The organism is Flavobacterium xizangense, from assembly GCF_054075145.1.
The window spans coordinates 53,776-66,952 of sequence record NZ_JBSIPG010000011.1 but is presented as its reverse complement, the minus strand read 5'-3'; the positions used below and the strand labels follow the sequence as shown (position 1 = coordinate 66,952).

8 protein-coding genes and 1 pseudogene are annotated in these 13,177 nt (G+C 31.6%); 7 read left to right on the top strand and 2 right to left on the bottom strand.

Annotated features, from left to right (window positions below; all coding sequences use genetic code 11):
• Positions 1–478: 478 nt before the first annotated feature.
• Together ACWA1B_RS18975 and ACWA1B_RS18970 are read right to left on the bottom strand one after the other, a co-directional pair.
• Positions 479–1,930 (bottom strand): DUF1254 domain-containing protein, encoded by a 1,452-nt coding sequence (locus ACWA1B_RS18975; protein ID WP_456909639.1) that lies wholly within the window; start codon positions 1,928–1,930, stop codon positions 479–481.
• Positions 1,931–1,989: 59 nt separating this feature from the next.
• Positions 1,990–3,408 (bottom strand): DUF1254 domain-containing protein, encoded by a 1,419-nt coding sequence (locus ACWA1B_RS18970; protein ID WP_456909637.1) that lies wholly within the window; start codon positions 3,406–3,408, stop codon positions 1,990–1,992.
• A gap of 390 nt (positions 3,409–3,798) precedes the next feature.
• Between ACWA1B_RS18970 and ACWA1B_RS18965 the strand changes: the two genes are divergently transcribed.
• The 7 genes and pseudogenes from ACWA1B_RS18965 to ACWA1B_RS18935 form a co-directional block, all read left to right on the top strand.
• Entirely contained in the window at positions 3,799–4,776 is a 978-nt protein-coding gene (locus tag ACWA1B_RS18965) for a helix-turn-helix transcriptional regulator (RefSeq protein ID WP_456909635.1), read from the top strand.
• Positions 4,773–5,777 carry a helix-turn-helix domain-containing protein gene (locus tag ACWA1B_RS18960; RefSeq protein WP_456909633.1) on the top strand — a complete coding sequence of 335 codons (1,005 nt, stop codon included), beginning with the start codon at positions 4,773–4,775 and terminating at the stop codon, positions 5,775–5,777. The genes ACWA1B_RS18965 and ACWA1B_RS18960 overlap by 4 nt, the downstream gene beginning before the upstream one ends.
• A 601-nt stretch (positions 5,778–6,378) precedes the next feature.
• Positions 6,379–7,350, top strand: coding sequence for a helix-turn-helix transcriptional regulator (locus ACWA1B_RS18955; protein WP_456909631.1), 972 nt, complete (start codon positions 6,379–6,381; stop codon positions 7,348–7,350).
• Positions 7,351–7,359: 9 nt separating this feature from the next.
• Positions 7,360–8,364 carry a helix-turn-helix domain-containing protein gene (locus ACWA1B_RS18950; RefSeq protein WP_456909629.1) on the top strand — a complete coding sequence of 335 codons (1,005 nt, stop codon included), beginning with the start codon at positions 7,360–7,362 and terminating at the stop codon, positions 8,362–8,364.
• 403 nt (positions 8,365–8,767) lie between these two features.
• Entirely contained in the window at positions 8,768–9,703 is a 936-nt protein-coding gene (locus ACWA1B_RS18945; protein WP_456909765.1) for a PorP/SprF family type IX secretion system membrane protein, read from the top strand.
• A 22-nt stretch (positions 9,704–9,725) separates the two neighbouring features.
• A complete protein-coding gene (locus ACWA1B_RS18940) occupies positions 9,726–11,954 on the top strand; it encodes an OmpA family protein (RefSeq protein WP_456909627.1) in 2,229 nt (742 codons plus the stop codon).
• Between the two features lie 368 nt (positions 11,955–12,322).
• Positions 12,323–13,177: pseudogene (locus ACWA1B_RS18935) on the top strand (hypothetical protein); the annotation flags it as partial.

Genomic DNA, 13,177 nt, shown 5'->3' with positions numbered 1-13,177 from the left:
ATTTAATTAGGTCGTATCCGAGAATAAACATCATCGTTTACTGTAAAGTCCTAAATGCCTGATGATTTATCCACAGTTATTCTGGATATTTCATATCCATGGCTTTGGGGTTCTGGAGTAATTCCTGAGCTTCCATACCGCTGTTTAGCATTAAGGGATATCGAAGTAATTTCTTCTTTTATCAGAGCAGTTTTACGGTCTGTTCTTCATTTGCCCTGCAGTGCAGCACTCCCATACAGCTGAGTGAGATTTCAATGGCTTACACGGATGGTAAAGATAGATTTTAAAGCAACGTACAGTAATGGACATTTGGTATAGCAGGATTCGAACTTTATGCTTTGGCGTTCATTTACATTAAAAAAATAATGAGTTGGTCCTTATCGGCTTCAATTGTATAATTAATAATTTGCTTGTTACTGATTGAGAGGAAAATTTCCCAATTTAATTTGGAATTTGTCTCTTCTTTTTTAGCATCCATCTATTTTGTAATTTTGATCAAAGGAGGCTGTTTCCAAGAACCATTGAGAGCTTCTTCTTTGGGCCAGTATAATCTCATAATCATAGAAAAGGGGCCTTTCGGGGCTGGCAGCCAATTAGATTCATTTGCTTTGCCTGGTGATTGATTTTGGATAATCAAAGTCAATCCGCCATCCGGATCTTTTTTAAACTGCGACATCATAGTGGAGTTGAGCAGGTAGCGATTTAATGAATTATCTACTAATAGACTCGAAGGCAATTCATACATTGTAAGTGACCAAAAAGAATTCACAGGAGGCAGCCCATTTGGACCAAACTTGATCGTATATCGGTATTTGCCATTCAGCTTATCTCCAGTATTGTCAGTATAATACGCTGGATACATAGCTTCTTCTTTTGTGTTTCCGTAAATTCCCAGCGCAGCAGCTATCATTCTGTACAAATAGTTATTCTTTAAAAATGCTCGTGTTCCGTATCCATCGCTTGGGGAAGCTTCGCCTCTCTCAAGTTTTAGTTGTTGTTTTTTAAAATCAACCCAAGCATCAGCTATTCCATCATGCATTGCTTTTTTAATTTCAGGATCGAGCGAAAGTGTGTCTATTGTATTTCCAGCAACAACTCCTATTTTTGCAAAACGCTTCATTAGTTCTTTTTCGCTTGGATGAGTAGGACAGAACTGCAATGCAAAATTTAAGTTGTTAAAAATTTGAAGTGATTTATTCTCCTCGTTTCGTGATAGTGGCTTGATAAAATCAATTTCTTTTGCTTTAGGAGACTTTGGATTTCCTAAAAAAACAGATAGAGGTTTGACGATATATCGATTTTGAATTTTAATGACATTTTTTAAATCTTGTACGTTATACAATTGGGTGCGGAATTGAGCCGAAGCAATTTCGGTTTCACACCTAATTACTTTGGTAATGCCTTGAGGTGTTTCACCTTTCCATTTTGGTCCTGCTATCATAAAATTACCTCCATCATTTCCGGTTGTACGGCTGCCTAGATAATCAAAATTATGGGTGTAAAGATCAATCAGCTGAAGACTCCAGTATCTGTTTTTATCAATTGGAGGGATTATGAAAACTATTGGTTCTGCCCTTAAATCCAAACCTATCCACGAGTAAGGCGTGTCTGAGTTTGGTGTTTGGATGGTCTTGTCTTTTGGTGTAAATACTCTTGGGATATTACAAAGGGTATTCCAGGGGGCTTTATAATCAGGATCCTGTTTGTTTACAAAAAAAGCATATTGCACTCGTGAATTGTCTACAATTGGAAAACCATATATATATGCTTCTTTGGCTATGGAACGCACTTCTTGAGGGCTTAATTTCTCTGTTTTTACTATTGTTGTGGAAGCATTAATCTCTTTTTCTTTTGTGGCGTTTTTGTTGCAGCCTACAAAAATAATTACAGACATACATGTGATTATTCTTACTAATTTTTTACTTAGCATAATTAAAGATTTTGGATTATTAAATGTATTCTTCTCTAAAATTTAATCGAAAGCTACAACTATTTAATCTTCTGTACACTTGGAGGTGTCCAGGTGTTGTTCATGGCTGATTCTTTGGGGCCATATATGCGAATCATTAAGTAAAACTCTTCTGGTGGAGCAGGAAGCCAATTTGAAACTGTTGCATCATCAGGTTTCTCGTTTTGGATGTAAACTGTTAATCCTCCCTCTTTGTCATATTTAAGCCCCTCGGTACTTGAATTTATAAGGAATCTATTAATTGGGTTTTTAATCAAGTAGCCACCAACTCCATCGGCACTTTTATCGTACATTGTAATAGACCAGAAATATTTAGCAGGAGGAATCTCTTCTTTTGAAAAATGAATTTTATACTTGTTAGTTTTTCCATTTAGAGTATTGTTATCTGCATCTACATAAGCGACAGGATAAAAAGCTTCTGCCTTGTCATTTCCGTATATTCCAACCATAACAGCAGCTGCTCTTAAAAGTCTATCACCCTTATAGAAGGCCCTATTTCCAAATGGATCCATCATATTCCATCCATTTTTTTGCTCCCCAATTTTGTTGGCTCTATCTTTAATAGTGGCAATGCCTTCATTGACCCCTTGATTAATAGCAGCAATAGTTGAATCGCTAAATTGAGTTGGATCAAACTTCGCTCCAGGTTTTATGCCGATTTTTTCGAATTTTTTAAGAGATTCGAGATCTTCTTCATTAAACGGTTGCACTAAGTTTAAATACAGATTAAAATATTTTATGAAATTTGCATTGTTAAAGTCGTTGGGATCGGTAATAGGGATCCAAGATATGGAAGGTGCTGGTTCTGGCTTTTCCGTTCCTAAAAACTTACTCATGGGGGTAAGTTTGTATTTGTTTTGAATTTTGACAACATTTTGCAAGTCCTCTGATCCAAATAATTGGGTTCTTCCGATTCCTGTAGCCAGCTGGCTCTCTACATGATAAACACCTTTAAATTTATCATTTGGAATTTCTCCTTTCCAATTGGGTCCAACAAATAAATAATCCCCTGCTTGATTACCTGTTACTCGGGTTCCAACATAGGCAAAGTTGTGTGTAAAAAGATCAATGAACTGAAATACATAATATCGGTCTTTAATTTGGGGAACAGAGAAAACCATCGGTTCAGTTCTTAAATCAAGGGCAAATACTGAATAGGGGGTGTCAGCATTCATAGAGACTACATCTTTGCGCGTATTGTCGGCAGGACGGCTGTCATTACTAATCACGTTTAAGTCGCTTCTGTAACCAGGACTCTTTTTATCTATGGAGGTATAGTAAAGAGATTTATAACCCATCAGCATTGGATATGAATAAATATAAGCCTCTTTAGCAATCGCCCTAGCTTGCTCAGGGCTTATGGGGTTTTCTTTAAGTTGCTCTTTTTTACAGCTGGTAAAGATTAGAATAGCGAGAAAAAATAAAATAGCTTTATTCATAAAATATATATTTAGAGGTTCATTACGTAAAATTATTTTATATAACTACTATCAATTTATGAGTTTTTTACGAATTATAGATTCACAATTTATTTCAGTATTTGAAACATTTTTTTGTGATTATTGTTTTGAATCTTAGCACTAATTTACTAGATATCAGCGAAAAATGAAAATAAAAATAGAAAATAATAAATAAGAGGCCTTAAATAAATTAATCATTCAAAATACTGCTGTTTAATATTGGATCCTTATCTACTGAGCACTGAAATTTTTTTTGAAAAAAGGGATGCCAACTTACTGAATATTCGAGCAATATTTTGAAATAAAAAATTAAATGATCCTAAAACATTTATGCTTTTTATTTGTTATTTTTATGCTAAAGTTTTAATAATGAAGACAGTAAATCATTTTCATAGTGCAGATCTCAATTGGATAGAAGTACTTGCAAAAGCTATAGGTGGCATAATTGATGGGAATTTTATTAAAGGAAATAATGAACTTTATACAGGCGTACATTTTATTTTTGAAATTGAGAATGAACTAACAGCAATGTTGGTTGACGTTACTTACAAAGAAAATGTAATGTTGAGATTTCGAACCGATGATGATTTTGTGGGTTTGTACTTTTATGTTACGAATCATGATATCGATTTTATTTTAAAAGAGAAATCTGTAATAATAGGAAAACAAGATTATAATCTTTCTTTGGTCAGCAGTGAAATAGATCTGGATTATGTCATTGATCAAGGTACTATGGTATATGCTATTTGTATATTTATTGACCAATTGGCGCTAAAACAGTATATAGATAAAGTACCCTCATTGACGTCGCTATCTAATGATCTTTTTGATAACGAGAAAAATACTATCATTAGTATGGATAGAATGAATATAGATAGCCTGATTTTAATAAATAATTTCAGAAAAATGTCGTATGAGAATTCTTTATTGGAGCTTTATTTTAGAGGTCTTGTTTATCAACTATTAGGTAATTATTTGGAACAATTATTAGCTAAGAAGTTTATTATTAGCAAAGTAATGAATGTGGATGTAAAAAGTATTTTAGCTTCTAAAGCCATGTTGTTAGAATCCATTGAGGGAGTTTTTCCCGGGATCGATTTTTTAGCAAGACAGGCTGCTATGTCTTCTTCAAAATATAAAAAGATATTTACTAAAATTACAGGACTAAGCCCGGGATCTTTTTTTTACAGCAATAAGTTACAGCGTGCCAAAGAGCTACTTGAAACCGGACAATATACTGTTGGTGAAGTTTCAGACAAATTAAATTATGCAAATATTTCTTATTTGGCAAAACGTTTTAATAGCAAATATGGAGTTTTTCCAAAGGATTATCAAAATTTATTATGAAAGCAGCAACGAGTGATTCAGCCCCGGAATTTAGACATGTATTTTCATTGACCGAAGAATGGCGCAAAAAGTTTGTCGATGAGCTAGGCTGTACTGTAGTAGATGAACTTATGATTTTCTCTGAAGATTTAGCTCTTGGTTCATGTTATTTAGCAGAAATCCATTCTGGCCTCTCAGTCCTTGTCATTGATTCAGTATTAAAAAAGCCACTTCGATTAACGAGAATACCTTCTGAAGACGATTTTTGGATTGTATATTATGATATGAGCAATACCTTTAGTAAACATATTCTAGAAGGTGTTGATCATAAAATTGGTTATACATCGAAATTAAATTTTGCAATTGTAGATAATCAAATTGGAAGCACATATCTTGCAGCGGTAGGGGAGAGGTTTTATTCATTAAGGTTGTTTATTCGAAAGTCTTATATGAAAAGTTTTTTTACTGGATCAGAGTTTAGAAAAGATTTTAAGGATGTTTTTGATGACAAAGTAAACAAAATGTTTTTTTACGGACATATTGATAGCAGAAGTAAAATAATATTACATAGTTTGAAGCAAAAAAGTACTAATGATCCTCATTATGGACTTCTCATCAAAGGAGTTTCATATAATTTATTAGGTTATTTAATAGAAAGGTTAAATAGCAAAATGCCTAAAATAGGAATGCACTTAGAGAAAGATATTCAAGCAGTTATGGTAAGTCAACAACAACTATTATCAAACCTTTTGATTCCATTTCCAGGAACAGAATTTCTAGCAAATATTGCAAATATGTCTTCTACGAAATATAGAAATTTGTATGAAGATATATTTGGAATGAGTCCTGCGAAATTTTTTAAGAATGAAAAGTTACTGTTGGCTAAAGAGTTGTTGGAAAGTGGTGATTTTAATTTAGTTAGCGATGTGTCTTTTGAGTTGGGATATAATAAAACAGCTTACTTCTCAGCGATCTACAGGGATTATTTTGGAGTACTACCCAAAACAGTTCTTAAAGTTTAGAATCAATAATAAATCAAATAAAGATCCATTTTCCAGTTACGTGATGTGACTGGTTTTTTTTTGGAAAAATTTAAATGGCAGCAGGTTATTTAATAAGGTAAGCTTTTTATGTTGATTTTATGTGGTATCATGGTATTTCTAAATAATAGCCTCGATATACTTTTGCAAAATGATTTCAATCTTTTTGTAATTACAAAATAAAACGTTAAGTATTAATTCTTATTATCAGCCATATCCAAGTATTGCTGATTTGAAATATGCATAATGATTACGATAAACGTAAATGTTATTAATTGCACTTTGTGTATAGTTTGTCGGCATTGCTTTCATTGTAAGTTGATTAAGTTAGTCGTAAGTCGAGGATAGTGAGAAAGCTAGTGTGTGACAATCAATTTTATGAAACTAAAAATTAATAAATTACATAAAAAATCAATTTATTTCTAATAAAAAAAGCAAGCTTAATTTTTATTAAAGGAGAGGCTTAGTTAGAGATATTTTTCACTTCTTATTTTTATAGGATATAGCCTCAAAAAATGCTTTTTTTTAACATCTCTCTAATATATTATAAAATTTAAGATTAATTCAAAAGAAAAATTTTAGAATGAAAAAAGTTATATATAATTATGATGCGTCACTTAATTGGCTTGATGCTTTGGGAGAAGCTTTGGGAGGCAAAATCGATGAGAATTTTATAAAAGTAGATAATGCGATCTGTAAAGGAACCCACTTTATTGTGCCGGTTGAAGATGGCATCACGGCTATGGTGGTCGATACTACATATAAAGAAGAAGTATTGTTGCAATATCGAAATGAAAATACCAACTATTTAGGACTACATTTTTATATAACTAATTTGGATATTAATCTTATTATTGATGGTGATCACAATTTGATAGGAAAATTGAACTATAACTTATCTTTTATAGATTGTGCTGTAGATATGGACTATAAAATCCAAAAAGAAACTCGATTTTTTGGTGTTTTTATTTTTTTTAAGAAAGATATTTTAAATAAATATTTTCCCCACTTAACTCCAATTTATGATGTTACTCTGGGAACCAAAAAAAATACAATTATCAGTTTAGATCGTATGTGTAACGAGAGTTTGATTTTGATAAAGGATTTCAGGAAAATCCAATATGACAATTTATTATATAAAATTTATTTTGTAGGGTTAGTATATGGTCTGATAAGTAATTTTGTAAAGTACTTGAATAAAAATAAGATTATTGAACATAAGAATATTACTATAGATGTGAAGAATATTATCGTTTCTAAAACGATGTTACAAAATATTATTCAAGAACCTTTTCCTGGAATAAACTTTTTGGCAAAACAAGTAGCAATGTCACCTGCAAAATATAAAAAACTATTTGCGAGAATATCTGGCGCAAATCCGGGAACCTATTTTTGCCTAAATAAACTAAACATGGCGAAAGAATTACTGGAAACCGGAAAGTTTACAGTTAATGAAGTGGCTCGAAAATTAAATTACTCTACTCCTTCGTATTTAACAAAGCGATTTAGTGAGATGTATGGAGTTTGTCCAAAAGAATATCAAAGTTTATTTTAAAAGAATATTATGGATAAATTTATATCAGAATTTAAACATTCAGCATCTTTAACGCCAGAGTGGCTGCAAGATTTTGTTGATGGTTTTGGATGTACAATACATAATAATAAGTTATTGCGTTTTCCTAAAAGTAAAGCTTGTGGCTTGGGGTATTTTATAGAAATTTCTCCAGATGTCTCTGTACTTCTGGTGGACATGGTATTAAACAAACCAATTCGTTTTACAAGAATGCCTTCTGAGGATGATTTTTGGATTGTTTATTATGATATGAGTGACAAAATCAGTAAGCATATCGTGGATGATGTTAATCATGATATAGGTTACAAATCAAAAATGGGTTTTGCTATTATTGATAGTCATCTTAAAAGTACATATGTTTCTCAGGTTGGTGAAAGAACCTATTCTCTTAGACTATATATACGCAAATCATTTATAAAAAGGTATATCGCAGATACAGTCATGGAGAAAGATTTAAATAAGGTTTTTAACCATAAAAAAAATAGAATGTTTTATTACGGTCATATAGACAGCAGGAGTAAAGTGGCTTTGTATAATTTAAAACAGCAAAAAATAGATGCAATTAATTACGAGTTTTTGCTAAGGGGTACAGTATATAAACTCTTTGGTTATTTTATAGAAAGGTTGAATTCGAATACGCCGAATACAGGAATATTTTTGGAAAAAGATTTAAAAGCAATAATGATTTCTCAAGAATATTTATTATCTGACCTTTCGAAGCCCTTCCCCGGACTAAAATTATTGTCTGAGATTGCTAATATGTCTTTGACAAAATATAGAAATTTATATAAAAATATATTTGGTATTACTCCAGCTTTATTGTTTAAAAACGAAAAATTAATACTGGCAAAAGATTTATTAGAAAGCGGGGATTTTAACCTAATCAGTGATGTTGCATATGAATTAGGATATTATAAAACATCGTATTTTTCACTCTTATACAAAGAATATCATGGACATTTACCAAACGCTGTATTTAAAGCGAAATTAATTTAATACTTTAAATTACTGAAAATGTTTATCTCAAACAGTTATTTTAGTTTTTTAAGTTCATATAAATATGTAAAAAGTAAAGTTTTATTATTGATACAATTTATTGATACAATTTTACTATCAGGTTATAGATTAAAATAGTAATAATCAAAAATAAATTTATTTAATTGTTTTTTTGAAGATGCCCGATTACATGAAGTAATCGGGTTTTTGTTTATAAAAGATTTTTAGTTGCAAAAAATCGTGTGTAAATATTATTAAATTTTTAAGTGTTTGTTATTAGATAAATACCATTTATCTATTTTGTGGATCATACCTTTTCATGATGATTTTATGAATTTATGTGGTAGTACAAAAAAGTAGTGATGCTTTAATTTTGTCATTATTTTAAATAGATAGTATGAAAATGAAAAGATTGAATTTATTTATTGCAATTATGTTTTGTTGTTATTCGGATGTTATGTTAGGGCAGCAAGATGCTCAATATACACAGTATATGTATAACACGATTAATATAAATCCTGCCTATGCAGGTTCACGCGGGGTATTAAGTATTTTTGGGTTACACCGGGCACAGTGGATAGGACTCGATGGTGCCCCAGTCACCAATACGCTCTCTGTCAACACACCAATTAGTTCTAATTTGGGACTAGGGGTTTCTGTCATAAATGATCAAATAGGACCTTCAACGGCGAATAATATTTCTGTTGATTTTTCTTATACAATTGACACTTCACCATTTTATAAGTTATCGTTTGGATTAAAAGGGACAGCAAGTTTATTAGATGTCGATTTTACGAAATTGGATATTTATGATCCAGCTGACCCAAGATTTCAGGACAACATTGATAAAAAATTTTCTCCTAATATTGGTGCTGGCGTCTATTTTCATTCTGATAAATCCTATTTAGGGCTATCAATCCCCAAAATGCTAGAAAATACTCATTATAGTAAATCTGCCAACGACGAATCTGAAAGTTATGTTGTAAAAGAGCGTATGCATTATTATTTAATGGCAGGATATGTTTTTGATTTGGATTACAACCTTAAATTAAAACCTTCTTTGCTTGCGAAGGTTGTTCATGGAGCCCCATTACAAACGGATATTTCCGCGAATTTACTGTATAATGACAAATTTACTGCTGGGGTTGCTTATCGCTTGGGTTCATCAATAAGTGCAATGGCGGGATTTCAACTATCGGATTCTTGGTTTATAGGATATGCGTATGATACAGAAACAACAAAGCTGGCAAATTATAATTCGGGATCGCATGAAATCTTTTTACGCTTTGAATTGTTTGGAGGATCTAAATCCAGAATGTTGTCGCCAAGATTTTTTTAAATAAGACTAATTAAGATTGATTATGAAAATAAAAACGCATAAAATAGTGGTTTTGCTTTTTTGTTTAAGCAGTGTTGTGGCTTTTCCCCAAAAGGTAGATCGGAAGCTTGCTAGAGCTAATGCAAAATTTGAAAAGTTTTCTTTTGTAAAAGCAAGGAAGCTATTCGAGCGATTGGTGGAAAATGGAAATAATTCAAGTGAGGTCTATGCTCGCTTAGGTGATACTTATTTTTTTAATTCGGATTATAAAAATGCAGCATTTTGGTATGCCAAATTGATGGAAAATGGAGATTATGACGTGCAAGAGTATTATGAAAGATATGCATTATGTCTCAGAGCAAATAATCAACATGATCTGGCGTTAGCTGTAATGACGAAATATTATGAGAAAGTCGAAAGGCCAGACGAAAACAAAAAATGGGATCCGAAAATATACTTAAAATTAATTGAACAACAAGCAGACAGATATGATCAAATTGTTGATGCGGGAATTAATTCTATATTTTCAGATTTTGGAGCAGCATTTGTCCCAAACCAAGAGGCACTTAAAAAAGCAATTGAAATCGATAGATTTGAAAAAAGAGAAAAAGCAAGAATAATTGTAAGAGAAGATAACGAGAAACGAAAAGAAGGGGATATTAATGAGTTAGTAAAGCAGGTAGATACAGCAAATGGGGCCAAGAAAAGTGAAATAGTTATAGATAATGATAAAATTAAAAAATTTGAGAAACTCCCAGTTTATAAAGAAATAATTTATGCAACTGCGAAAGATTCGGGATTTCTAGTCAAGCACAGGCATAATTGGAATAATAAACCTTTTCTAAAACTCTATTCCGCTAAAATAACGGAACAGGGCAGGCTTGTGAGCGAAAAAAAACTGCCGGGTAGGATTAATTCAAAATATCACCAAAGTACCCCAATATTTACAAAAGATGGTAAAACAATGTATTTTACTCGTTTGGTAGATTTTGAAAAGAAAAAAAATAGAATTAGAAATAGCACTCAATGTGAAATTGGTCAACTACGGCTTTTCCAAGCAGAAAAAGTTAATGGCAGATGGGAGAACATTTCCGAGCTTCCTTATCCTATAAATATGGATGGAACATCATCGGCACATCCTGCTTTAAGTCCTAATGAAGATGAATTGTATTTTGTTTCCAATAGGAAAAAGAAGATGTATGATACTGATTTATATGTTGTAAGCAGAAAAAAAGGAGGGGGCTTTGCCATGAAAGTTGATTCTTTAGGAGATGAAATAAATTCATATGGTCGTGAAACGTTTCCATTTGTTAGTAGCAATGGTATATTATATTTTTCGTCTGATGGACATCCTGGTCTTGGCGGACTAGATATTTTTGCCGCAGCAAAAGATAGTAAAGGCAAATATGTTGTCGTTAACATTGGTGAACCTATAAATTCGTCAAGCGATGATTTTGCATATTCAATTGATGAAGATTCAAAAAAAGGATTTTTCTCATCTAACAGAAAAGGAGGTAAAGGAGATGATGACATATACGGTTTTGTTGAAACAAAACCAGTAGTTTTTCCATTTAATCTTAATCCTATTTACTTTGGAATGGTAACTGACAGTGTAACAGGGGAAGCTGTAAAAGATGTTGAGATAACAATTTACAATAATTTAAATCAGATCGTTAAAAAGCTATATAGCGATGGAGCAGGGAATTATTCAGTTGATTTACATCCACTTAAAAGTTATACTTTCGAATTTAAAAAGAAAGGTTTTGGTATTGAACGAAAACTAGTATCAGGTCAGAAAATTTCTGAAAAGAAAGAAATATCTGTTGCTTTATTTAATGAGTTATTAATTATTGTTGACGATAAATTGGTGACTTTAAAAGAAGGAGATGATCTCACAGAAAAATTAAATTTAGCTCCTATATATTTTGATTACAATGGATATACCATTCGCAAATCTTCTAAGTTGCAATTGGATAAAGTGATAAATTTAATGAAGAGCCGTCCAAGTATCTCCATAGAGGTTAGGTCACATACAGACAGCAGAGGTAGAAATGATTATAATTTAAGATTATCCAAAAATAGAGCAAAAACAACAATTGATTATATAATAAATCAAGGAGAAATTTCGTCAAATAGGATATGGGGAGATGGTTATGGAGAATCACAAATTATAAACAAGTGTAGCGATGGCGTAAATTGTACCGATATAGATCATGAGCTCAATAGACGATCAGAATTTATAATTGTAATAAAAGAAGTGAAGAAAGAATAGAATGTAGTTTCTTTAAATAGACGGAGTTTTAATAAAACGGTTTTGACTTTAATTAGAAGTTAAAACCGTTTTTTTTTATTGGATACATTTTTTAAGCTATATAGCCTTCATTAGATGTAAAATTAAACGCAACTCAATGATTTATAGTCTTGTATTGTGTTGTTTTTTAGCTTTTTATGCTGATTTTAAAAGTTTATGTGGTAGTTGTAAACAAGATTCTGGACATAATTTTGCCAATAATTAAAGTTTGTGCTGCATGTAGATAAAGATTTGTTGCCCGAATTAAAAATCAATTTGCCCAATCAGGTTAAAGGCACAAACATTAATAATAATTTAGAAATAAAGAATAACTCATAATAGTAAATCTTATGAAGAATAAATTGCTTCCTTTAATTTTTGTTCTTGGTAGTTGCTCCTTGTACTCTCAGGTAGGTATTGGGACACCAATGCCAAATTCTTCTTCTCAGTTAGAAGTTGTGGCGAATGACAAAGGTGTATTGATCCCTAGAATTAAATTAAAAAATTCTACGGATGCTACTACAATTGTGAATGGAAATGTAAATAGTTTATTGGTTTTTAATACTGAAACTGTTGCTGATATTAAACCTGGTTACTTTTATTGGTATAACAACAAATGGAACAGAATAGTTGTTTCTAGTGAAATTAATGCAAGCGCTGGTACAGTTGTCTATAACCCTGTCAATCAAGATTTTAATTATATTGACGCCTCAGGCAACAATCAAATTATAGATTTAAGTTCGATTGTTAAGGCTAATGAAACGTTAACTACTCTAACGAGTAATGGCAAAGGTTTATATACTTATAAAAATGAACTAGGTGATAGCGTTTCTATTAATGTAATAGGTGATGTTGTAGATAATTTTAGTACAATTGTAAACAATCCATCAGTGACAACAATAATCAATGAAATTGTAAAAAAAACTGCTGGTAATGTGACTTTTAATTCTTCAACAAATCAATTTAGTTACTTAGATGAAGCTGGTACGATGCAATTGTTTGATATTAGTGCAATTGTAAAGGCACATGAAACTGAAACGACTCTTATAAGCACAGGAAATGGCACTTACATTTATGCCAATGAGAAAGATTCTAAAACTACTATAGACGTAGTTGGTGATGTTGTGAACAATGCCTCAACGATTGTAAACAGTTCTAATTTTGTAACAGAGCTGACCAATGTTATTAAAAATGAGGAAACGCTA